The organism is Frigidibacter sp., from assembly GCF_030695035.1.
Lineage (GTDB): Bacteria > Pseudomonadota > Alphaproteobacteria > Rhodobacterales > Rhodobacteraceae > Frigidibacter.
Genome location: NZ_JAUYTT010000018.1, coordinates 1 through 22,991, shown reverse-complemented (window position 1 = coordinate 22,991; position 22,991 = coordinate 1). Strand labels below are relative to the sequence as shown.

Here is a 22,991-nt window from a genome sequence, read left to right as displayed (position 1 = left end):
TTTCTGGCCCCTGCGCAACGCCTCGGCACCAGCACCAACGCCCCCACAAGGGGGCGCCACGCTCGGTGCAGGACAGGCGGCGATCAGGCCGCGGGCATCTCGATCTGGATCTTGACGTCGGTCTCGCGCCCTTCGGCCGCGCGGTCAAAGGCGGCGATGCTGTCGGCAAAGGGCATCGTCAGCGAGATCAGCGGCGTCAGATCGACCTTCCCCGCCGCGATCAGCGATACGGCGCGGTCATAAACATTGGCATAGCGGAACACCGTATCGACCCGCAGCTCTTTCGCCTGAAGGCCAACGATGTCGAAGGGCACCGGATCGACCGGCATCCCGACCAGCACGATGCCCCCGCCCGGCCGCGCCAGCTTGGGCAAGCCGAGAATCGCCGGCGCCGCGCCCGAGCATTCGAACACCACATCCGCGCCCCATCCGCCGGTTGCCTTGGCGATGGCCTCATCCGCAGGGGTGTTGCGAATATTGATGGTCTCGATCCCCGGATAGGCCCCGATGATGTCCAGCTTGGGCTGCGCCAGATCGGCGACATAGACCTTGGCACAACCACCCGCCAGCGCCGCCAGCGCCGTCATCATGCCGATGGGGCCGGCCCCGACGACCATGCCGATATCGCCCGGCTGGATGCGCGCCCGCAGCGCGGCCTGCATTCCGATGGCAAAAGGCTCGACCATCGCGCCTTCCGCGAAGGACACATTGTCCGGCAGCAGATAGGTGAAGGCGGCCGGGTGCACGACTTCGGGGGTCAGGCAGCCGTGGATCGGCGGCGTCGCCCAGAAGCGCACGGCCGGATCGACGTTGTAGATACCCAGCTTCGACGCGCGCGAGGTCGGGTCCGGAATCCCCGGCTCCATGCAGACGCGGTCGCCAACCTTGAGATGGGTGACCTGCGCGCCGACCTCGATGACGACGCCCGAGGCTTCGTGCCCCAGCACCATCGGCTCGGTCACCACGAAAGGGCCGATCTTGCCGTGAGTGTAGTAATGCACGTCCGACCCGCACACGCCGACCGTCCGCACCGCGATGCGCACATCCGTCGGCGTCAGGGTCTGGTCCAGCGCGATGTCGCGCAGCGACAGCTCGCCCTTGCGTTCCAGCACCAGTGATGTCGGCATGATCGTTCCTCCCAAAGCTGTCATCCGGCGCCGCCGCGGGCCGAGGGGCCCGGGGCGGCATCGCCTGCCCTCGGCGAACTGAGAAAGGCCGGCACCGGGCATTGTAAAGGCCTCCTGCACCGGGGCCTTGGGTAAATCTGGCGGTGGGGAAAAAAACTACCACTCCGCAGGGCCCGTTCTGCGCAAGTCGCGTGCCCCCTTGGCAAGCCTCCTTCCCCGCGCGCCGCGCTCGGCACCGTTACTCCGAGGCCAGTGCATCCGCGGATCTACGCCTGCGCCGGGCAGGCCACGGGAACATCCCCACCTCTACCACGTTCTCCCGGTATCAGACACTCCAACCCCCCGGAGATCACCATGAAAGATAAAGACCTTGGATCGCTGTTCCTCGACGGCCTGAAGGACATCTATTATGCCGAGCGCAAGATCCTGAAAGCTCTGCCGAAGATGGCCCGCGCCGCGCAGTCGGAGATGCTCCGCGACGCCTTCCTGAAGCACAAGGAAGAGACCGAGACCCAGAAAGAGCGCCTTGATCAGGTGTTCGAGGCGCTTGGCAAGCGTGCGGCTGGCAAAACCTGCCCGGCGATCGACGGTATCCTCGAAGAGGGTGAAGAGATCATGGACCAGTACAAGGGCATGGCCTCGATCGACGCCGGCCTGGTGGCCGCGGCGCAAGCGGTCGAGCATTACGAGATGGCCCGCTACACCACGCTGTCCAGCTGGGCGACGCTTCTGGGCCACACCGATGCAGCCAAGCTGCTGATGGAAACGCTGGCAGAAGAGCAGGCCACCGAAAAGGCCTTGGCGCAGCTTGCCAAGACCGACGCCAACAAGGCGGCGATGGCGGCCTGATCACCGGCCCCTGCCCTACCCATAAGCCCCGGCCGTCACGGCCGGGGCTTTTTCTTGGAAGTCCTTTGGAGGTCAGCCCGCAAACAGCCCCACATAGTCCTGCCGCAGCAGGTTCTTCTGCACCTTGCCCATCGTGTTGCGCGGCAGGTCGGGCAGCACCATGATCTGCTTGGGCTGCTTGAACCGCGCCAGCGATTGCCCCAGCACCGCCGCGATGGCCGCGGTGTCCAGTTCGGCATCCTTCGCGGGAACCAGCACCGCCACCACCGCCTCGCCGAAGTCCGGATGCGGCACGCCGATCACCGCGCTTTCCAGCACGCCGGGCTGGTCATCGAGGATCAGCTCGATCTCCTTGGGGTAGACGTTGTAGCCCCCGGTGATGATCAGGTCCTTCTGCCGGCCGACGATGCTGACATAGCCATCGGTGTCGATCACCCCGATATCGCCGGTGATGAAGAACCCGTCCTCGCGCAGCTCTTCCCGGGTCTTTTCCGGCATCTGCCAGTAGCCCTTGAAGACGTTGCCACCCCGCACCTCGATCATGCCGGGCTCGCCCTGCGGCAGGGCCTCGCCGGTCACGGGGTCGGTGATCTTCAGCTCCACCCCCGGCAGCGGCAGGCCCACGGTGCCCGCCCGCCGGTCGCCCTCGTAGGGGTTGGAGGTGTTCATGTTGGTTTCGGTCATGCCATAGCGCTCAAGGATCCGGTGCCCGGTGCGCTCCTCGAACTGCACATGCGTCTCGGCCAGCAGGGGCGCGGAGCCGGAGGTGAAAAGGCGCATATGGGCGACCAGATCGCGGTTGAAGCGCGGATCGTCCAGCAGGCGGGTGTAGAAGGTGGGCACGCCCATCATGGTGGTGGCCTTCGGCAGCCAGCCGATGACCTGATCGGCCTTGAAGCCCGGCAGGAAGATCATCGAGGCGCCGGACAGCATCACCACGTTGCAGGCCACGAACAGGCCGTGTGTGTGGAAGATCGGCAGCGCGTGCAACAGCACGTCACCCGGGGTAAAGCGCCATTCGGCGGCGAGGACTTCAGCGTTGGACAGCAGGTTCTGCTGGCTGAGCATCGCGCCCTTGGACCGGCCGGTGGTGCCCGAGGTGTAGAGGATCGCCGCCAGATCGTCCGGCCCGCGCGGGACCGGGGCGAAGCCTTCGGGGGCGGCGTCGGCGAGGTCCGGCAACGTGCCCTCCCCCGCATCGTCCATCGTCTGGAACTGCGCGCCATGCCGCGCCGCCACCGCGCCAAGCGCATCGGCGCGGGCAGGGCTGCCGACCAGCAGCGCAGCCTCGGAGTTGCCGACGAAATACTCCACCTCATCCGCGGTGTAGGCGGTGTTGAGCGGCAGGAACACCACGCCCGAGGCGAGAGCGGCGGCGTAGAGCGCCAGCGCCTGCGGGGTCTTGTCGATCTGCACTGCCATCCGGTCGCCGGGGCGCAGCCCCAGCCCGTCCAGCGCCGCGGCGTAGCGCAGCGAAAGGGCGTGGAAGGCGGCGCCGGTCATCTGCGCGCCGGCAGCATCGGTCAGGAACGCGGTTTCGCGCGTGGCAAGCGGGGCGACCAGAGTGTCGAACAGCGGGTTGGTCATGGTTTTCTTCCTGTAGAGGTGCCCTGCGGCAGCAGGGCCTGGACGGATTTCGCCGCGGCGACAGTCTTGCCGGTGACGAAGTTTTCGTTGTTCCGCTCGACCTTTGCCAGATCGTAGAGGTAGTTCACCATCGCCGAGCAAGATTGCCGCAGCCCGTTGGCCGAGGTATCGGCCAGCGCGTGCACGTCATGCAGCAGCGCACCGTTGCCCAGATGGAAGCGCGCCACCGGATCGGCAGGCATCCCGTCGGGGCGCTTGGCGGTCAGCAAGAACTCCGCCGTCAGCGATTTCAGCGCTGCCAGATGCGGGCCAAGCGCCTCGGGGTCGCCCTTCGCCGCCGCGGCCAGCAGCGCCGCCGCCTCGGGCCGGTCCTTGGCGATGGCCTTCAGGTGCCGCGCGAGGCCCGGCACGGGTGACAGGGTCACGAAGGTCTTCACCTGCGGCAGGTCGCGGTGCAGCTCGTCCACCACCTGCTTGATCAGCGAGTTGCCGAAGGAGATGCCGCGCAGCCCTTCCTGGCAGTTGGAGATGGAGTAGAACACCGCCGTGTCGATCTCGGCATCCGGCACCGGCTCTCGCCCCTCGGCCAGCAGGCGCTGCACCGAACCTGGGATCCCGCGGCAAAGCGCGACCTCGACGAAGATCAGCGGCTCCTCCGGCATCGCGGGGTGAAAGAAGGCAAAGCAGCGCCGGTCGGACGGGCGCAGGCGGCGCTGCAGGTCGTCCCAGTCGTTGATGGCGTGGACGGCCTCATACTGGATGATCTTCTCAAGGATGTTCGCCGGGGTGCGCCAGTCGATATGGCGCAGCACCAGAAAGCCGCGATTGAACCAGCTGCCGAAGAGATGCGCGAAGTCCAGGTCGATGCGCTGCAGGGCCGGGGATGGCTCCATCTGCAGCAGGTCGAGCCGCATCTGCACCAGTTCTTCCGTGCCCCCCGGCGCCTGGTTCAGGCGGCGCAGCAGTTCCTGCCGCGGCGGCTCTGCCTCGCGGCTCAGCTCACCATAGGATGCCGCATCGCGCTTGGCGGCATAGCGTTCGGCGGCGGCGATGACCTTGGCGCTGTCCACGTCCAGCGCCTCGGCCAGATGCTCAAAGAAGCCGCGCTTCTCTGCGGCGCTCATCGCGCGGTAGCGCTGCAAGATATCGCGCGCCAGCCGCATCCCCGACACCTCGCCCTGCGCCGACAGCAGCCCCTCGCAGAGCGCGGCCATCGGCGCCCGGCTGGGGGCAGCGGCATTGCCGGGGCGCCGCTCGAACAGCGTCCCCATGATATCGGCAAAGAAGGCGATCCGGCTCATATTCAGGTGCTCCTTCAGGACGGGCCCATCACCAGATCGGGCAGCCAGGTTGCAATCTCGGGGAAGAAGCACAGGATCACGATGGCGAGGATCATGCAGCCCACGAAGGGTGCCGACCCGACCAGAATGGTGCGCAGCGAGATGTTGGGGGCGATGGAGTTGATGACGAAGAGGTTGAGGCCAACCGGCGGCGTGATCAGCCCGATTTCCATGTTGATCGTCAGGATCACCGCAAACCAGTAGGGATCGAACTGCGCGGCATCGAGGATCGGCAGAAGGATCGGCGCGGTCATCAAAATCACCGCGACCGGGGGCAGGAAGAAGCCCGCGACCAGCAGGAACAGGTTGATGATCCCCATCAGCACCCAGCGGTTCACATCCAGCCCCGCGATCCATTGCGCGATGGACTGGGTAATGAACAGCGAGGACATCATGTAGGCGAAGACCCCCGCGGCGGCCATGATGAACAGGATCATCACGCTCTCGCGGGTGCTGTCGCGCAGCACCGCCCAGATCGCACGCGGGTTCCACATCTTGTAGATCACGATGGCCATGCCAAGGCACAGCACCGCCCCCACCGCCGCGGTTTCCGACGTCGTGGCGACCCCGCCATACATCGCGTAGAGCACGCCGAGGATCACCACCAGGAACGGCACGATGCGCGGCAGGATCTCCAGCTTCTCACGCAAGCTGTAATGGCGCGGCGACAGCACGGCGATATTTCCCGACCGCCAGGTGGCGAAGATCGCCCAGGCCATGAACAGGCCCATCAGCATGATCCCGGGCATCACGCCTGCCAGGAACAGCCGCCCGATCGAGGTTTCGGTGGCGATGCCATAGACGATCATGGTGACCGAGGGCGGGATCAGGATCCCCAGCGTTCCGCCCGCGGCGATGGCACCCGCCGCCACCCCGTCGGGATAGCCGCGCTTTTGCATCTCGGGGATGCCCATCTTGCCGATGGCGGCGCAGGTGGCGGGGCTGGACCCAGACATCGCCGCAAAGAGGGCACAGGCTCCGAGGTTCGACACCACAAGGCCGCCCGGCACGCGGGTCAGCCAACGCTCCAGCGCCTCGAACAGGTCAGCCCCGGCCCGGGTGGAGGCGATAGCCGCGCCCATGATGATGAACATCGGGATCGACAGGATGGTGAAGCTGTTGAGATCGGCAAAGAAGATCTCGGGCATCATCTCCAGCGACCGGGCGCCATCGAAGATCAGCAGGAACGCTGCCGACACGACCAGCAGGCCCACGGCGACGGAAACGCCCGAGAAAAGAACGACAATCGTAGCGACGGCGACAAGCGCGCCCAGAACCAGCGGATCCATTACGCCTCCCTCACGCCAAAGGGCGCGTCAATGCCGGTGGCCAGCGCCACCAGATCAGCCAAGACTTGCAGCACGAACAGCCCGAACCCGATCGGCAGGGCGAGGTAGGGCACCCAGAGCGGCGGGGCCCAGACGGTCGAGGATTTCCAGCCCCGGTCAAACGCCTCAAGCCAGATATGCCCCGAATGCCAGGCCAGCAGCGCGATCACCACAAGCGTGGCACTCAGCGTGACATAGGCCAGCACGCGCCGCACCCGCGGCGGCAGCATGAGCGGGATCAGGTCCACGTTCACATGGCCGCGCAGTTTTTGCACGTAAGGCAGCCCCACGACGGTGGCCGCGATCATCAGGTAGATCACCGCCTCGGTCTGCCAGATCGTCGATTGCCCCAGCACCGCGCGCACAAAGATCATGTGGCAGGTGACGAAGAGGGCGATGACGGTGCAGGCGGCGGCGAACCAGCCGCAGACGGTGGATATGGCGCGAACGCTACGGACGAAGCCTGCCCCTCTGCTTGCAGCAGGGGCGGCGGAATGGGAACCGGACATGGGGCGTCTCCGAAAGAGGCGGGAGTCTAGACACTCGGGCAGTCGGGCGCGGGGATGTCCCGCGCCCGGAAACGGTCACTCGACCGACAGCGCCATATCGAGCAGGCGCTGCCCATCGGGCGCATCAACCACGAACTGCTTGTAGGAAGACTCCTGCGCCAGCGCTTGCCAGGCGTCGAAATCCTCTTGCGTCATCTCGGCGATCTCGACGCCCGCGGCGCGGAACACCTCGACCGAAGCCGCGTCTTCCTTCTTGGCTTCCTCAAAGTAATAGGCCTCGGCCTTGGCCGCGCCCGCCATCAGCGCCGCCTGCTGCTCAGGAGTCAGCCCGTCGAAGGTGCTCTTGTTGATCAGCATCGGCTGATACATGAACCACAGCGCCACATCTGCGGCAGGGGTGTAGCACTTCGCCAGCTCCTGCAGGCGGAACGACACGAAGGACGAGGACGAGGTGTTGAGCGCGTTCAGCACGTTCTGCTGCATCGCGTTGTAGGTCTCCGACGAGGGCATCGACGCGATCGAGGCGCCCGCGGCCTGCAGCATCTCCTCGAACCCCTTGCCCGCGGCGCGCACGGTCATGCCCTGCACATCCTCGGGGCTGGTGATGCATTCGCCCATGCTGGCAAAGCCGCCGGCCAGATAGCCTTTCACCAGCGTCATCACGTCATCTTCGTTCAGCAGCGCCTCGATCTCGTCCATGAAGGGCGAGGCGTTGAGGCGGGCGGCGTGGTCGTGGTTCTTCACCAGTCCCGGCATCAGCGTCAAGTTGTATTCGGGGCGCTGGCCGCCGGCGTAGGACAGCGGGAATACCGTCATGTCCAGCTGGCCGCGGCTGAGCGGCACATATTGCTCGGTCGCCTTGAACAGCGATCCCGAGGGGAAGATCTGGATGGTCAGATCGACATCCGCCGCCGCAACCTCTTCGGCCACGATCTCGGCGATGCGGTGGCGCAGGTCACCCGGTGCGAACTGGTGCGACAGCCGAAGCTGCTCGGCGCTGGCCGAAGCCGCGAACAGGGCGAACGGAACTGCGGCGCAGACCGCAATCTTTGCGTGTTTCATGGAAACCTCCTCCCAAAGGTAACTGTGGTTGCCTAAGCAATGGCGGTCAGATTGTCGTTGCGGATATGCAATGTCAATCCTATTGTATGCAAGAAATGACATCAGGTATCCCGACCATGCAGGACATCCCCCTCGACCGCCGCACCGACCAGATCCGCGAAGCGCTGGAGGAGATGATCGTCGAGGGCCATTTCCCCGACGGCGCCCGGCTGGACGAGGTCAGCCTTGCCGAGCAGTTCCACGTCTCGCGCACGCCGCTGCGTGAGGCTTTTCAATCGCTTGCCGCCTCGGGGCTGGTAGAGCTGCGGCTGCGGCGCGGCGCCTTCGTCAAGTTCCCGGCGCTGGACGACGTGATCGAGATGTTCGACGTGATGGCCGAGATCGAGGCGATGTGCGGCCGCTACGCCGCCCGCCGGATGACGCCGGAGGCCCAAGCCGAGATCGCCGCGGCGCTTGTGGGCTGCGAGACGGCCTTCGCCGCCGATGATTTCGACGGCTACTACCACGCCAACCACGCCTTCCACGCGCTGATCTACCGCGCCTCGGGCAACCGCTTTCTGGCCGGCGAGGCCGAACGCCTGCACCGCCGCCTGAAACCCTTCCGCCGCCTGCAACTGCGCCTGCGCGGCCGGATGCGCGAATCGCTGAAGGAACACCGCCTGATCTTCGACGCGCTGGTGGCCGGGGATGAAGCGGCCGTGACCGCCCAGATGCGCGCCCATATCGCCGTGCAGGGGGACAGGTTCAACGACCTCGCGGCGCAGTATCGGCGGTCGATTGGGGCGGCGGGGGCGCGGCAAAGGGATCGGGAGAGGGTGTAGCCCGTCTCACGCCAATTGACTGTTAATCACCTGCCCACCCCTACCACCTGAACCCCGAAAACGTCGCCGTAACCCCGACCTCGTCATAGTCGAAGAACGCCACCGTCGAGTCATTCCGCGCCAGATCCACCCCCAGCGTCACACTGGGGCTGACCTGATAGACCAGCGCGGCGGCGTAGCGGCGGTCGGTGCGGTCCTGGCCGAGGAATTGCCCTCCCTCCGCCTCCTGATAGCCAAGGCTGAGGCCCATCGGATGCCGGCCCTGATGCCAGCGGATGCCGGCCCCCAGCGCCAGCCGCTGCACCGTCTCGCCGGGCACCTCCTCGCCAAGGCTCAGCGCCACTTCGGTGACCGCGCCGTCCCACAGGCTCTCCACCCCCAGTTCCAGCGCCATCTGGCGGGTGCTGCCGTCGCGCTGTTCCAGCCCGGTGGTCAGGGCGTGATAGCCGGCGCCGGTTTCGAACAGATGCTCTGCGCTGATCTTGGTCAGGGCAGTTTCGCTGCGGTCCAGCTCTCGGTTCAGCACGGCCTCGGTGTGGCAGAGGTCGAGGAAGGTCCAGCCGGTCAGGTGGTTGTCCGAACAGACCCGCAGCTCGGCATATCCGCGGCCGATGTCATGCTCGGGTGCCCAGACGGTCTCGGCGCGCAGGGCCGCCGAGACATAGCGCCCGCTGTCCCAGGCCAGCCGCGCCTCGCCCCCGGCGCCAACACCCGCCACGATGCCGGCCTTGGCGACATATTCCGGCGTGGTTTCGAAGATGATGCCGTCGACGCTCAGCCGGTCGTTATAGGCGCCGCCGTTGATATTGCCGTCATAGCTCAGCACCGGCGCGGCCCAGGCATCGAGCGCTATCAGCGGAGTCTGCCCCGGCTCGTGGTAGAAGCCCTGCCGCACCATGTCGCGCTTCATGCGGCCCACCAGCGCGGGCGGCAGCGCGCCCGTCTCCAGCGCCTTGCCGAACGCAAACAGCCGCAGCCGCTCGGACCCGGCCAGCGCGCTGGTGGCGACGCGGGCGCCCTCATCCGCCGCGGCCGGGGCCGCGCAGAGCGCCAGCAGCAGCGCGGCGAGGCGCCGCGCGCGCGCGGTCATGGGCTGATCTGGTTGGGGTGCTGGCCGTAGAAGATGCCCGAAGCCTCGATCCGGTCACTTTCGGCGATATAGACGCCCGAGGTGGTCAGGTTCTCTTTCGACACATCCGACAGGTCACCGCCGATATTGCCGCGCAGCATCCCATCCGCCTCAAGGATCTCATTCCCCGGGGCCCAGACCGACAGGGTGATCGGCCCGCCATAGGCGCCCGAGGAGACGTTGAACGGCATGTCAGTCGCCAGCATCTCGGTGCGCACGTCCGATCCGGCATCCACGCCGGTCCGCAGGTCGATGCTGGCCGTCTCGGCATCGAAATCGATGACCATGTTAACAAGGCCGTTCTCGTCGTAGCCGCTTTGCAGCGCGCCGCCATCGACCGACACCCAGACATAGTTCTTGCCGCGGAAGTAGTATTTCCCGCTGGCCGAGGCGATGTTCTCCACCGGCGCCTGATCGGCGGTCAGCCGCAGGATCCGCGTCGGATCGCCATTGCCATCCACCTCGGCGATCACCTCGATGGTCATGGTATCGGTGTAGGCCGCCTCTGCCTCGGCAATCAGGCTCTTGTAGCCGGCGGGCGAGGCCGGATCGGCATCGTCGAACGCGGCCAGCACCGCGTCATCAGCCGCCCCTTCCGACTGGGTGCGCCGCACGCGGGAATAGCCGTTGTGCTGCGTCGTGTAGCTTTCCAGCCCCGGGGTCACGATCTCCGTCCCCGGATCGGTCGGCGTCACGCCGCCGCCGGTGCCGCCCCCTCCCCCACCGCATCCAGCCAGCAGCACGAGGCCAGCAAGCGCCGCGGCGCAGCGCATCAGGTCCAGCATCCGGCTCATCGGCGTCTCCTGTCGGGGTAAACTGTGGCATTAATGCGTCCGACCGCGGAGCACACAAGGCCGGGAATCACTGGTACACTCAGAGAATCTGGCATGTCTGCCCTTATTATGCCATCACGTCCCGCTAGTTATTAACCAGTTCTCGTCGCCCTCGGGTCGGCGTGGGTTAGACCAAACAGAGTCCAAAAAGGATCATGCAGAACCGATGTGGAAGGCCCTCCCCTGCCTGCCTGTGTTTTTTGCGCTCTGCGCAGTCTCCGCCTGTGACTTCGCCGCGCCAGAGCTGCCGCTGCGGATGGACCAGCGCGAGGCGACAACCCCGTTCCAGGTTGTCCCCGACAGCCAGCGTTGGGTGAACGCCCCCGCCGGCATCATGACGCTGCAGCGCGATCTGGGCCCGCAGGCCGAACAGAAGATCGTGCTGAAGAACGCCACCACCTTCCGCGGCGAGAATGTGTTGCAGATGCGGGCGCGCGGGCAGGATCCCCGCTATGTGGGCCGGCTGCGGCTGGAAGAGTTCATGCGCCGCGTCGGCGGCGCACCGGCGCCTTTCACCGAGATCAGCGATTCCGGCCTGCAATCCGGCGAAGACGCGCTTGGCCCCTATTTCTGGACCGAATACAGCACCGGCACCTCGACGCTCTGCGTGCTTGGCATCCGCCGGCTGGAACCGGGCGCATGGTTGCCACCCGAGGGGCTGACGGTACTCGATATCATGCTGCGCAACTGCGTCAGCGGCACCGCCGAAGAGGCGCTGGCCCCGATGGGCGCCGCGGCGATCACCGGCGACCGCCCCCTGGGGCAAAGCAGCACCAGTGGCAGCCGGATGCTGTCACCGCTCGCCGGACCCATGCAGTGACCAGCGCCCTGCTGACCGCCCCCGAGAGGACATGACGACATGGCAGACAGGCCCTCCTCGCGCAAATCCGGCCAGGTGAAGACCTATGCCACGCTGCTGCTGTGGGTGGTGCTGCTGGTACCGATCCTGCTGCTGACTTCGGTTCCCACCTCGAATGCCGGTCAGGCGCTGCTCAGCATCGTGGCGGTGCTGCTGGTCGTGCTGCTCAAGCCCTTCACCGAACAGACCACGGCGCGCTTTGCGCTGCTCGCCGTCGCCAGCGTGATCGTGCTGCGCTACATGGTCTGGCGGTTGCTGGAAACGCTGCCCCCCGCCGCGCCGACGGTGTCCTTCACCGTCGCGGTGCTGCTGTTCGCGGTGGAGCTTTACTCGAACCTCGCCTTCTTCCTGAACGCCTTCGTCAATGCCGATCCCACCACCCGCAAGATGCCGCCGCAGGTGTCGCTGCGCGACCTGCCGACGGTGGATATCCTCGTGCCGTCGTATAACGAGCCGACGGAGATGCTGGCGATCACGCTCTTGGCCGCAAAGAACATGATCTACCCGGTGGACAAGCGCACCGTGGTGCTGTGCGACGATGGCGGCACCGACCAGCGCTGCAATTCCGACAACCCCGAACTTGCCGCCGCCTCGCGCAAGCGGCGGGCGGAGCTGCAGCAGCTTTGCGCCGATCTTGGCATCATGTATTCCACCCGCGCCCGCAACGAACACGCCAAGGCCGGCAACATGTCGGCGGCGCTGGAGCGGCTCAACGGCGATCTGGTGGTGGTGTTCGATGCCGACCACGTCCCGACCCGGGACTTTCTGGCGCGCACCGTGGGCTATTTCGTCGATGACCCGAAGCTGTTCCTGGTGCAGACGCCGCACTTCTTCATCAACGATGACCCGGTGCAGCGGAACCTTGGCTTCTCGCGCAAGGTCCCGACCGAGAACGAGATGTTCTATTCCAAGATCCACCGCGGCCTCGACCGCTGGGGCGGCGCCTTCTTCTGCGGCTCGGCCGCCGTTCTGCGCCGCGCTGCGCTCGACAGCGTCGGCGGGTTCTCGGGTGAGACCATTACCGAGGATGCCGAAACCGCGCTCGACATCCATGCGCGCGGCTGGAAGAGCCTTTATATCGACCGGGCGATGGTGGCTGGGCTGCAGCCCGAAACCTTCGCCTCGTTCATCCAGCAGCGCGGCCGGTGGGCCACCGGCATGATGCAGATGCTGATCCTGAAGAACCCGCTGTTCCGTACCGGCCTGCGGCTGCCGCAGCGGCTGTGCTACATCAACTCGATGAGCTTCTGGCTGTTTCCGCTGATCCGCATGGCCTATCTGCTGGTGCCGCTGGTCTACCTGTTCTTCGGGATCGAGATCTTCGTCTCCACCTATGCCGAGGTCATGGCCTATATGCTGGGCTATCTCGCGATCAGCTTCCTCGTGCAGAACGCCCTCTTCAGCCGCTACCGATGGCCACTGGTGTCCGAGGTGTTCGAGGTCGCGCAGGCGCCCTACCTCGCCGCCGCGATCTTCCGCACCGTGCTGCGCCCCCGCGCCGCCAAGTTCAACGTGACAGCCAAGGACGAGATGCTCGTCGAGGATTACATCTCGCCCGTCTACAAGCCGCTGCTGTTCCTGCTGCTGCTCATGGCGGCCGGCGTCGTCGCATTGGTGGCCCGCTGGATCGCCTTCCCGGGTGACCGCGGGGTGCTGGCGATTGTCGGCGGGTGGGCAGTGTTCAACTTCCTGCTGGTCAGTCTCGCGCTGCGCGCCGTTTGCGAAAAGCAGCAAAGCCGCGCCACCCCACGCGTGGCGATGGAGGTGCCGGCAACTCTGACCTGGGAGGGGCAAACCGCCCCCGTGCAGGCCACCATCGTAGATGCCTCGGTCCGCGGCGCGGGCCTCGTGTTCCAGATGCCACGGGGAGCGGAAGGCAGCACGGGGCCGACCCTCGCGCTGGACGATGTCGTCACCTTTCGGCCGCGCTTTCCCGATGCCCAGCATCTGGAAACCGATCTGGGCGCCGTGGTGCGCAACATCACCCGCACCGAAAAGGGCGCGCTGATCGGCCTGCGGATGCAGCCCAACCCCTCGATGGAGGCGCGGGCGGCCATCGCCTTTCTGACCTTCGGCGCCAGCGAGAACTGGCAGCGCGTGCGCGAGGCGACACGCGCCCGCAAGGGGCTGGTGTCGGGCCTTCTCTACATGCTCGGCCTGTGCCTGACGAGCCTGCCGAAAACCATCATGGACTTCGCCCGCGAACCCGCCCGCCGCCGCCGCGCCGCCGAACGCCCGCAAGAGCAGCGCCCGGTTCACCTGCTCGCCTTCACCGCCGACATCCTGGCCGCCGCAGCCCCGCGCAGCACCCAGCCCGTCGAGGGACTGTATCTGGAGGAGCGGCAATGACCGCCCAGCTTGCCCCTTGGGCCACGCTTCATGCAGCGCTGGCGCTGGCGCTTTGGGCCGCTGCGGCGGCGGCGCAGGACTCGCCGCTGATCGAGGCCTTCCCCGCAGAGGACACGGCACCGGCCGAGGCAGCCATCGCCGAACAGGTTTTGCGCGACAGCGGCAGCGACGCCGCCGCAGCCCCGGTGCAGACTTGGCTGCTGCCGCTGCGCCCCTCTGTCCCGGTGCTGCCGTCCAATGGATCTGCGGCCGACAACGCCGCTCTCCCGGGCGCCTTCCGCCTGACAGGAGAGCAGTCCGGGGCCGAGTTCATGCTCTGGCTGCCGGATGGCGCCTCGGCCAGCGATCTGGTGCTGGCCTATCGCTCCAGCATCAACGTGCTGCCCGAACGCTCGCAACTGTCGGTCAGCGTGAATGGCGAGCCGGCGGGCGCCTTCCTGCTGACCAGTTTTGCCCAGTTCACACCGGTCACGCTGCAAAGCACCGCGCTGCGGCCGGGGCTGAACCGGGTGCAGATCGACGTCGTCCACCATCACCGCATCTTCTGCGGCCCCGAGGCCAGCTTTGCGGTCTGGACAGAGCTGCTGCTGCCGCAAAGCGGCGTGACGATGCAGGCCGCCCGCCTCGGCGCCGATGCCGCCGGCTTTCTGGCTGCCGCCTCGGCGCAGGTCGCCAGCGGCGCGCCGATCGAGATCCGCGCCGACGGTGCCCTCGATCCGCTGCTGCTGCGCAACCTTTCCGCACGGCTGACCGCCGCCCTGGCCGCAACGCCCGATTTCCGCGTCGTCTCCCCCTGGACCCCGCAGACCGGCGCGCCGTCCAAGGCGCGGATCACGGTCTTGCAGGGCGGCACCGGCCGCGCCAGCATCGAACAGGGCGGCGATGGCGCCGTCGTGCTGCTGCTGGACCCGGCGGCAGGGGTAGAGCTGCCGCTGGAGTCCGTTCTGCCGCCTCTCGCCGCGGCCGAAACCCCTCAGGCCGGCGCCGTGCCCGCGCTGCAGCCGGGACAGGCGACGCCCTTTGCCGATCTGGGCCTCGGCGACACCACCGCCCGCGGCCATTACATCTTGCATGACATGAACTTCCGCCTGCCCGATGACTGGCTGATCCTGGCCTCGCAAGAGGCGCGCTTCACCCTGCTCTACGGCTTTGCAGACGCCCTGCCCTCCGGATCGCTGATGCTGGTCAAGGTCAATGGCCAGACCGTGCGGCTGCTGCCGCTCGACCGCAATGGCGGCAGGGTCCAGCCCCCGCTCGAGATGGGCTTTGCCGCAAACCTGCTGCGCCCCGGCGCCAACCGCGTCAGCTTCGAGGCCATCCTGCCGGGCGATCCGCCCGACATGCCCTGCGCCCCGCTGAAGGAAGAGACGCTGACGATCCTTGGGTCGTCAACGCTGTGGACGCCCCCCGCCCCTGCGATGGACCTGCCTAATATGGCACGCCCCTTGGCGCGGCTGACGACGGACGGCGTGCAGGGCACCAGCGCCGCCTCTGCCGCGACCGAGGAGCTGTTGCTGCCCTTCGCCGCGCTCTACCAGCCGCCAGAACCCCGGGCCGACCGTGCGCCGGCCGTGCTGACCGTCGCGCGGATCGACGCGCCGGGCGAGATGCCATTGGCGGCGCTTGGCCTGACCCGGCGGATGCTGGAGGAGGCGGTCGCGCAAATGCCCGCCAGCACCGAAGATTCCGCCGGCGGCCCGCAAGACAGCTGGCTGCATCGCCGTTGGGCCGACCTTGTCGGCCTCGCCCTGCCCGGTGATCCGCCGCTGGATCGCTGGCTGGCGGACCGGCACGGCATTGCCATGCTTCTGCAACCCGACCCCGAGGTGCCGCAGCACCTGTGGCTGCTGCTGGGGCCGGGCACCGACCCGGCCTTCGTCGCCGCCGCGCTGGAAGCCGGGCGCCGGGCCTTTGACGGGCCGCGCGGGCAGGTTTCCCTGCTCGGCCCCGATGGCCGCTGGACCAGCTGGGCCGACCCCGACCGTCCGCCGCGTCTGCAAGAGCCGCTGCGCCCCGGCAACCTGCGCTTCGTGCTTGGCAACTATGCCTCCTGGTCCCCGATGCTCTTCACCGGCGTTCTGGTTCTGCTGGCGCTTATCTCGTCGCTCGTGGCGATGTCCTTCGTGGTCGGCAACAGAGGTGCCCGCAAATGACCCTGATCCGCCGAACGTTCCTCCAAGGCCTCGCCGGGGCCGCCGCCCTCGCCACCCTGCCCGGAGCCGCCGTGAACGCCCAAGCCGCGCCCGCCGCCTCGATCCCCGCGGATCATCCGCTGCAGGCCGCCTGGCAAGCTTGGCGAAGCAGCTACATCGCGCCCGAGGGCAGGGTGGTGGACAGCTTCCAGCAAGGCGCCAGCCATTCCGAGGGGCAGGGCTACGGCATGGCGCTGGCGCTGTCCTTTGGCGACGGCGAGACCTTCCGGCGGCTGTATAGCTGGACCGAGACCAACCTTGCCCTGCGCCCCGATGCGCTTCTGGCATGGCGCTGGCTGCCCGACGCGCTGCCGCATGTGGCCGACCGCAACAATGCCAGCGATGGCGACTTGTTTTACGCTTGGGCCCTCGCCCGCGCCGCGCGGTTGTTCGGCGTGCCGGACTATGCCGCCCGCGCCCGCGCGATTGCCGCGGATCTGGTGGCGAGTTGCGTGGTGACGATGCCCGATGGCAGCGCCGACGTGATGCTGCCCGCCGCGAGCGGGTTCCTCACCGGGACGGGCTTCATCCTCAACCCCTCCTACTGGATGCCGCGGGCCATGCGCGATCTGGCGGCGGCGACCGATCAGCCAGCGCTGGCCCGCTGCGCCGATGGGGCAGAGCGGCTGATGTCGCAGATGGCGGCAAACGGGCTGGTGCCCGACTGGGTCGAGGTGACGGCCGATGGCATCACCCTGCCCCCGGCCCGCTTCTCCGCGAACAGCGGGTATGAGGCGCTGCGGGTGCCGCTGTTCCTGGTCTGGTCGCGCGCCAATACCCACCCCGCCGTGCGCGGCTTCACCGAGGCGCATCAGGCCGCCGAGACCGGCGATCTGCGCGCGCCGACGGTGTTCGAGCGCGGCACCGGGCGGGTGCTGGAATACAGCACCCATGCCGGCTATCGTGCCGTCTCGGCGCTGACCGCCTGTGCCGGGGCACAGCGCGCCGGATCGGCGATCCCGCCCTTCGACACCACCCAACCCTATTACCCCGCGACGCTGCATCTGATGACATTGGTTGCCCAGATCGAAGGATATCCCAGATGCGTGCCGCTGTGACCCGCCGCTCTTTCACCCGCCCTGCCCTGACGCTTGGCCTGCTGCTGGCGCTGTCCGCGCCCGCATTCGCGCAATCCGCGCCCACCGATCAGGACCTCGAAGCCCTGCGCTTCTACACCGGCCAGGGCGACGAGGTCTCGGCCGAGGCCGAGCTGCGCCGCCTGCGCAGCCAGTTCCCCGGCTGGACGCCGCCGGAGAACCTGTCGGCCGCGCAGGCCAGCCAGCCCTCGACCGAGATCGACCTGATCTACCGCCGCATCGCCGATGGCGACGTCGCCGGCGCGCAGCGCACCATTGCCGAGACGCGTAAATCCTTCCCCGGCTGGACCCCGCCGACCGAGATGGAGCAACTGCTGTCGATCACCGCGGCGCAGCAGGGCTTTGACGCCGCCGTCTCTGCCGGGCAGGCGCAACAGGCCATCGCCATCGTCCGCAGCGCGCCGGAACTGCTGCGCTGTGACCGGGTGAACAACGCCTGGAAGACCGCCGAGATGCAGGTGGCGCTGGCCGATAGCGGCGGGGCGCTCGCCACCTATCGCGGCGTCCTGTCGGCCTGCACCGGCTTTGCCGAGATTGTCGCCACGCTGGAAAAGGCCTCCGCCATCGCCACGCCTGCGCAGATGCAAGAGCTGTTCGCGCTGGTGCGCCCGCGCTTCACCGGCAATGCCGCGGCGCTGGACACGCTGGAAACCCGGCTTCTGGGCAGCGCGCCCGCGGCGGCTGCCACGGCCACGGCCCCCACAAGCGCCGCCCCGCCCGCGCGGCGCACGACGGCCGCACCCACAGCCCCCGCCGCCCCGCGCACGGGCGGCAGCACCCTGCCCCGCCAAGGCGACGGCCGCCTGGCCGCCACCCGCTCTGCCGCACAGGCGGGGGCCTGGGCCGAATGCCTCGCCCGCTCTGCCAATCCTGGCTCTGCCGAGCTGGCCTATGAGCGGGCGTGGTGCGCCTACAACCTCGACCGCCCGGCAGAGGCGCTGGCGGGCTTCAGCCAGATGGAACGCGCGCGCATCAGCCCCGAGCTGACCCGCGACGCCCGCTTTGGCATGGCGCTGTCCTACCTAGACCAGAACATGACCGAGAACGCCGCCCAGATCGCCGCCGCGACCGATTTCACCCGCGAACAACGGCTGACGATTGAGTCCATCATCCTCAACCAGCGCGGTGTCCGCGCCTATGAGCGCAAGGACTATCACCGCGCCATCGCCTTCCTGGATGCGATGGAAGATATGGGCAAGCTGACGCGCGACCTCGCTATCCTGCGCGCCTATGCCTATCTCAACCTCGACAAGCGCGCCGAGGCCTATCGCCAGTTCGAGGCGCTGCACCGCCAACTGGCCACCAAGGAAACCCGCGCCGGCATGTCCGCCTCGCGCTAAGCGGGCGGACATGCGGCTGGGGTGTCAGTCCATCCGGGTGATGAAGCGGGTATCGAGATAGGCTTCGATCGCCTCGGACCCGCCTTCGGTGCCATAGCCGGAATCCTTGATGCCGCCGAAGGGCACCTCGGGCAGGGCAAGGCCCAGATGGTTGATCGTGGTCATCCCCGCCTCGACCTCTGCCGCTATGCGGCCCGCCGCAACCGCCGATCCGGTCCAGGCATAGGCGGCAAGGCCGAAGGGCAGCCGGTTCGCCTCGGCGATGGCGGCGTCAAGGCTGGTGAAGCGGTTGATGACCGCGACCGGGCCGAAGGGTTCTTCATTCATGATCCGCGCGGCGACCGGCACATCGGCCAGCACCGTCGGCTCAAAGAACCAGCCCTTGTTGCCGATGCGGCGCCCGCCGGTGGTCAGCCGCCCGCCATGATCGACCGCGTCATCCACCAGCGCCTGCAGCGCCGGGATGCGCCGGTCATTCGCCAGCGGGCCCATCACCGTGTCCGCATCCATGCCCGAGCCGACCTTCACAGCCTTGGCCGCCTCGGTGAACCCGTCGATGAACCGGTCCGCCACAGCCTCCTCGACCAGGAAGCGCGTCGGCGAGACACAGACCTGCCCGGCATTGCGGAACTTATGCATCGCCATCGTGGCGATGGCCTTGTCGATATCGGCATCGGCGGTCACGATCACCGGGGCATGGCCCCCCAGCTCCATCGTGGCGCGTTTCATGTGCTGGCCGGCAAGGCTCGCCAGCAGCTTGCCCACCGGGGTAGAGCCGGTGAAGGTGACCTTGCGGATCACCGGATGCGCGATCAGGTATTCGGAAATCTCGGCCGGCACGCCATAGACAAGGCCCACCACGCCCGCAGGCACACCCGCATCGGCAAAGCAGCGGATCAGCGCAGCGGGCGAGGCCGGGGTCTCCTCGGGCGCCTTGACGATGATGGAGCAGCCAGCTGCCAGCGCCGCCGACAGCTTGCGCACCACCTGATTGATCGGGAAGTTCCACGGGGTGAAGGCCGCAACCGGCCCCACCGGCAGCTTGACGGTCATCTGCGTGATGCCGGGCGCGCGCGACGGGATCACCTGCCCATAGGTGCGGCGCGCTTCTTCTGCGAACCAGTCGATCACGTCGGCCGCGGCCAGCACTTCCATCTTCGCCTGCGCCAGCGGCTTGCCCTGCTCGCGCGTCATCACCGCGCCGATATCGCCCGCCCGCTCGCGCAGCAGATCCGCCGCCTTGCGCATCATCTTGGCCCGGTCATAGGCCGAAACGGCGCGCCAGAGCGCAAAGCCCCGCTGCGCCGCCTCCAGCGCCGCGTCCAGATCGGCGCGCTCGGCCCAGGCGACAGTGCCGATCTCTTCCTCGGTGGCGGGGTCGAGCACCGGGATGGTCTTGCCACTGGCAGCCGGGGTCCAGGCCCCGTCGATGAACAGCATGGTATCGGGATAGGCGGTCATGATGCGTCCTTTCGGCAATCGGTTCAGCGGGTGACCAGCCGGGCCTTGCGGCCGGCAACGGGTGCAGGGATCGCCCTCCCGCAGGGGGCCATGTCCACACCGGGCACTCGCACGCGCAGCAACCTATCGCCTCCGGCGCTGGTGACCAGTCCAATATCATAGACCTGTCGATCATCTTTGATCGGCGCCGATCCCGCCGGAGCGGCAGCGACCGTCAAGTGGTGGCGGGCACCGCAACCCCTGCCGCCCCAGCCAGCCCGGCCAGCCGCTGCCACAGCGCATCGGCCACCGGCACGCCGCCGGCCAGTGCGCGCCGCCGCTTGGCCGCGGCGGCATCCCCCGGCACCCGCACCGGGCCCCCGTTGGAGGCGGCGGGCGGGTTGCTGCGGCAGGCCTCTGCCAGATGGTCGGATTGTGCGGTGAAGGCATCGAGGCCGGCAAAGGCTTCGGGGTCGATCACCTGCAGATAGGCGCTTTGCGCCAGCGGCCCCGCGGGCGTATTGGCCCGGCCGCGACCCGACAGCCCCTGCCCCAGCAGCTCTACCATCAGCCCCAGACCATAGCCCTTATGGCCCTTCAGCGCCCCGCCAAGCGGCATCATCGACCCACCCCGCTCCGTCACCTCGCGCGGATCGTCGGTCGGCTCGCCAGCAGCGGTCAGCGCCCAGGCCTCGGGAAAGCGCTCGCCCCGCGCGGCAAGGCTCTGGGTCATGGTGGTGGTGGTGATCGAGCAGGATACGTCGATCAGAACCGGATCGGCGGAGGTCGGAAACCCCGCCGCAATCGGGTTCGGCGTCAGCACCGGCATCGTTCCGCCATAGGGCGCTACGCGCGAGGCGGCGGGGTTCGACACGTTCATCTGCACGATCAACCCGCGCTCCGTCACCCGCCGCATGAAGGCCGACAGCGCGCAGGTGTGATGGGCATTGCCGATCACACCCGTCACCACACCGAACTCCCGCGCCCGCGCGCAGGCCAGATCCAGCGCCTCGGTCAGCAGCCAGGCGCCGGGCAGGCTGTTGCCGTTCCACACGAAACTGGCGCCGCGATCGGTGACCACGTCATAGGTGCCGGCCCCGGCCATCCGGCCCGCGGCCAGCTCATCGATATACCAGGGCAGCAGGCCGACACCGTGGGTGTCATGCCCGATCATGTCGCCCTCGACGAGTACGGCAGCCGTGGCAGCCGCCTTGTCCGCCTCCATCCCCGCGCCGCTCAGCAACGCCTGCGCGAGGGCGGCCAGCGCGCCCTGCTCGATCCGGGCCATCAGCTGCGCCCGGCGATCAGCGCCCGCATCATCTCGACCTCTTCGCCGGTCAGGTCGGTCAGCGGCGCGCGCACCGGGCCAGTGGCAAAGCCGCGCAGCGCAACCCCGGCCTTGATCGCCGACACGGCATAGCCGGTCTTGCGGTCGCGGATCGCGGCGAAGGGATAGTAGAACTCGCGCAGCAGCCGTTCGCAGGTCGCATCGTCGCCCTTCATCAGCGCGCCGTGGAATGCCAGCGCGGTTTCGGGCACAAAGTTGAACACGGCCGAGGAATAGGTCGGCATCCCCGCGCCCTTGTAGGCCTGCGCGAACAGCTCATGCGTCGGCATCCCGCCGATATAGGACAGACGGTCGCCCAGCATCACCGTCACCCGGCGCACCATGTCGATATCGCCGGTGCCGTCCTTGAAGCCGATGAGGTTGGGGCATTCGTCGGCAAGCTGCGCCAGCGTTTCGGCCGACACCCGCGCCTGCCCGCGGTTGTAGACGATGACACCCATGTTGGTCGCCTTGCACACCGCGCGGATGCGGTTCGCCACGCCGTCTTGCGGCGCCTCGGTCAGGTAATGGGGCAGCAGCAAGATACCGTCGCCGCCCGCCGCCTCGATCTCGCGCGCCATGTCGCAGGCGATCTTGGTGCCATAACCGCAGCCGGCGATCACCGGCGCAGTGCCCGAGACGGAGCGGGCTGTGCGCACCACCTCGACCACCTCGGAGGGGGTCAGCGAGAACAACTCGCCCGTGCCGCCGGCCACGATCAACCCCGCGACCGGAAAGCCCGACAGCCATTCCAGATGCGCCGCGAAGGGCTTGGGGGCGAAGCTGTCATCGCCGTCGAACGGGGTGACGGGGAAGGACAGCAGGCCGTGGCGGATGATCTCGCGCAGTGCATCGGGGGCGATCATGGGAATACTCCTGAAGAATGGGAAAGGGGGTCACCCGCGCAAATCTTCCGGCAGCAGGGCCTCTGGCAGGTTCTGGAAGCAGACCGGGCGCATGAAGCGGCGGATGGACATTGTGCCGACGCTGGTGGCGCCGAAGTTGGTCGATGCCGGGTACGGGCCGCCATGGACCATCGAATCCGCCACTTCCACGCCGGTCGGGAAGCCGTTGACCAGCACGCGGCCGGCCTTCTGCTCCAGCACCGGCAGCAGGCGGCGGGCGAGGCCCGTGTCACCGTCCTCCATGTGGATCGTGGCGGTCAGCTGGCCTTCGAAGCCCTTGGCCAAGGTCTCCATCTCATCCGCGCCGCTGACGCGGACGACGAGGCCGAGGGGGCCGAAGACCTCCTCGCCAAGCGCATGGTCCTGCAGGTAGCTGGCGGCGTCGGTCTCATAGAGGTTCGGGGCGGCGGTGCGGCCCTCGCTGCTGGTCGCCAGCACCGGCTGCACGGCGTTGCGGGTATCGAAGCGGGCCTTGCCGTCGCGGTAAGCCTTGGCAATGCCATCGGTCAGCATGACCTGCGGCGCGACCTTCTCCAGCGCCTCGGCGGCGGCCTTGACGAAGGCGTCACCGGCGGGGCCGGCTTCCACGACCGCAATGCCGGGATTGGTGCAGAACTGGCCGGCGCCCATGGTCAGCGACCCGGCCCAGCCGGCGCCGATGGCGGCGCCGCGGGCGGCGGCGGCCTTGGGCAGGAGGAACAGGGGGGTGACGCTGCCAAGCTCGCCGAAGCACGGGCTCGGCTCGGGCCGCTGCGCGCAGAGATCGAACCGTGCGCGCCCGCCGCCGAGGCTGCCGGTGAATCCGACGGCGCGGATCGGCGGGTGTTGCACCAGCGAGGTGCCGACATCGCGCTTGCCGCCCTGGATCAGGCTGAAGACGCCATTGGGCATGCCGCA

At 67.9% G+C, this 22,991-nt stretch carries 19 protein-coding genes; 7 read left to right on the top strand and 12 right to left on the bottom strand.

Annotation, left to right across the window (positions count from 1 at the left end; translation table 11 throughout):
- Nucleotides 1-83 precede the first annotated feature (83 nt).
- Nucleotides 84-1,127 (bottom strand): NAD(P)-dependent alcohol dehydrogenase, encoded by a 1,044-nt coding sequence (locus Q8S30_RS16920; protein ID WP_305667206.1) that lies wholly within the window; start codon nucleotides 1,125-1,127, stop codon nucleotides 84-86.
- Nucleotides 1,128-1,481: 354 nt separating this feature from the next.
- Between Q8S30_RS16920 and Q8S30_RS16915 the strand changes: the two genes are divergently transcribed.
- Nucleotides 1,482-1,976 carry a ferritin-like domain-containing protein gene (locus tag Q8S30_RS16915; RefSeq protein WP_305667205.1) on the top strand — a complete coding sequence of 165 codons (495 nt, stop codon included), beginning with the start codon at nucleotides 1,482-1,484 and terminating at the stop codon, nucleotides 1,974-1,976.
- Between the two features lie 72 nt (nucleotides 1,977-2,048).
- Here Q8S30_RS16915 and Q8S30_RS16910 read toward each other — a convergent pair whose 3' ends face one another.
- From Q8S30_RS16910 to dctP, 5 genes are all read right to left on the bottom strand, one after another.
- On the bottom strand, nucleotides 2,049-3,563 hold the full coding sequence (locus Q8S30_RS16910; RefSeq protein ID WP_305667204.1) for a malonyl-CoA synthase: 1,515 nt from the start codon (nucleotides 3,561-3,563) through the stop codon (nucleotides 2,049-2,051).
- Nucleotides 3,560-4,855 carry a malonyl-CoA decarboxylase gene (locus tag Q8S30_RS16905; protein WP_371135545.1) on the bottom strand — a complete coding sequence of 432 codons (1,296 nt, stop codon included), beginning with the start codon at nucleotides 4,853-4,855 and terminating at the stop codon, nucleotides 3,560-3,562. The genes Q8S30_RS16910 and Q8S30_RS16905 overlap by 4 nt, the downstream gene beginning before the upstream one ends.
- Before the next feature lie 23 nt (nucleotides 4,856-4,878).
- Entirely contained in the window at nucleotides 4,879-6,192 is a 1,314-nt protein-coding gene (locus Q8S30_RS16900) for a TRAP transporter large permease (protein ID WP_305667202.1), read from the bottom strand.
- Complete coding sequence (locus Q8S30_RS16895; RefSeq protein ID WP_305667201.1) at nucleotides 6,192-6,740, bottom strand: TRAP transporter small permease subunit; 549 nt, start codon at nucleotides 6,738-6,740, stop codon at nucleotides 6,192-6,194. The genes Q8S30_RS16900 and Q8S30_RS16895 overlap by 1 nt, the downstream gene beginning before the upstream one ends.
- A 75-nt stretch (nucleotides 6,741-6,815) precedes the next feature.
- Nucleotides 6,816-7,802, bottom strand: a complete 987-nt coding sequence (gene dctP / locus Q8S30_RS16890) for a TRAP transporter substrate-binding protein DctP (protein WP_305667200.1) — start codon at nucleotides 7,800-7,802, stop codon at nucleotides 6,816-6,818.
- Between the two features lie 116 nt (nucleotides 7,803-7,918).
- Here dctP and Q8S30_RS16885 point away from each other — a divergent pair, with 116 nt between their 5' ends.
- The gene (locus Q8S30_RS16885; protein ID WP_305667199.1) at nucleotides 7,919-8,623 is read left to right on the top strand and encodes a GntR family transcriptional regulator; all 705 of its coding nucleotides are present in this window, start codon (nucleotides 7,919-7,921) and stop codon (nucleotides 8,621-8,623) included.
- A 40-nt stretch (nucleotides 8,624-8,663) separates the two neighbouring features.
- Here Q8S30_RS16885 and Q8S30_RS16880 read toward each other — a convergent pair whose 3' ends face one another.
- Together Q8S30_RS16880 and Q8S30_RS16875 are read right to left on the bottom strand one after the other, a co-directional pair.
- Nucleotides 8,664-9,713 carry a hypothetical protein gene (locus Q8S30_RS16880; RefSeq protein ID WP_305667198.1) on the bottom strand — a complete coding sequence of 350 codons (1,050 nt, stop codon included), beginning with the start codon at nucleotides 9,711-9,713 and terminating at the stop codon, nucleotides 8,664-8,666.
- Nucleotides 9,710-10,546 carry a viral aspartic protease gene (locus Q8S30_RS16875; RefSeq protein WP_305667197.1) on the bottom strand — a complete coding sequence of 279 codons (837 nt, stop codon included), beginning with the start codon at nucleotides 10,544-10,546 and terminating at the stop codon, nucleotides 9,710-9,712. The genes Q8S30_RS16880 and Q8S30_RS16875 overlap by 4 nt, the downstream gene beginning before the upstream one ends.
- Nucleotides 10,547-10,751: 205 nt before the next feature.
- Between Q8S30_RS16875 and Q8S30_RS16870 the strand changes: the two genes are divergently transcribed.
- Genes Q8S30_RS16870 through Q8S30_RS16850 form a run of 5 tightly spaced genes read left to right on the top strand, consistent with a single transcriptional unit; the run spans nucleotide 10,752 to nucleotide 18,422 of the window.
- Nucleotides 10,752-11,405, top strand: coding sequence for a hypothetical protein (locus Q8S30_RS16870; protein ID WP_305667196.1), 654 nt, complete (start codon nucleotides 10,752-10,754; stop codon nucleotides 11,403-11,405).
- A 39-nt stretch (nucleotides 11,406-11,444) separates the two neighbouring features.
- Nucleotides 11,445-13,793, top strand: coding sequence for a UDP-forming cellulose synthase catalytic subunit (gene bcsA, locus Q8S30_RS16865; protein ID WP_305667195.1), 2,349 nt, complete (start codon nucleotides 11,445-11,447; stop codon nucleotides 13,791-13,793).
- Nucleotides 13,790-15,946 carry a cellulose biosynthesis cyclic di-GMP-binding regulatory protein BcsB gene (locus Q8S30_RS16860; protein WP_305667194.1) on the top strand — a complete coding sequence of 719 codons (2,157 nt, stop codon included), beginning with the start codon at nucleotides 13,790-13,792 and terminating at the stop codon, nucleotides 15,944-15,946. Before bcsA ends, Q8S30_RS16860 begins: the two co-directional genes overlap by 4 nt.
- Nucleotides 15,943-17,043, top strand: a complete 1,101-nt coding sequence (locus Q8S30_RS16855) for a glycosyl hydrolase family 8 (protein WP_305667193.1) — start codon at nucleotides 15,943-15,945, stop codon at nucleotides 17,041-17,043. The genes Q8S30_RS16860 and Q8S30_RS16855 overlap by 4 nt, the downstream gene beginning before the upstream one ends.
- Nucleotides 17,028-18,422: a hypothetical protein gene (locus tag Q8S30_RS16850; protein WP_305667192.1), complete on the top strand. Its 1,395-nt coding sequence runs from the start codon at nucleotides 17,028-17,030 to the stop codon at nucleotides 18,420-18,422. The genes Q8S30_RS16855 and Q8S30_RS16850 overlap by 16 nt, the downstream gene beginning before the upstream one ends.
- A gap of 24 nt (nucleotides 18,423-18,446) precedes the next feature.
- Here Q8S30_RS16850 and Q8S30_RS16845 read toward each other — a convergent pair whose 3' ends face one another.
- The 4 genes from Q8S30_RS16845 to Q8S30_RS16830 form a co-directional block, all read right to left on the bottom strand.
- The gene (locus Q8S30_RS16845) at nucleotides 18,447-19,883 is read right to left on the bottom strand and encodes an NAD-dependent succinate-semialdehyde dehydrogenase (RefSeq protein ID WP_305667191.1); all 1,437 of its coding nucleotides are present in this window, start codon (nucleotides 19,881-19,883) and stop codon (nucleotides 18,447-18,449) included.
- A gap of 214 nt (nucleotides 19,884-20,097) precedes the next feature.
- Nucleotides 20,098-21,150, bottom strand: a complete 1,053-nt coding sequence (locus tag Q8S30_RS16840) for an Ldh family oxidoreductase (RefSeq protein ID WP_305667190.1) — start codon at nucleotides 21,148-21,150, stop codon at nucleotides 20,098-20,100.
- The gene (locus tag Q8S30_RS16835; protein WP_371135544.1) at nucleotides 21,150-22,052 is read right to left on the bottom strand and encodes a 5-dehydro-4-deoxyglucarate dehydratase; all 903 of its coding nucleotides are present in this window, start codon (nucleotides 22,050-22,052) and stop codon (nucleotides 21,150-21,152) included. Before Q8S30_RS16835 ends, Q8S30_RS16840 begins: the two co-directional genes overlap by 1 nt.
- Nucleotides 22,053-22,085: 33 nt before the next feature.
- Nucleotides 22,086-22,991, bottom strand: a 906-nt coding sequence (locus Q8S30_RS16830) for an aldehyde dehydrogenase family protein (RefSeq protein WP_305667188.1), incomplete at its 5' end; no start/stop codon positions are given.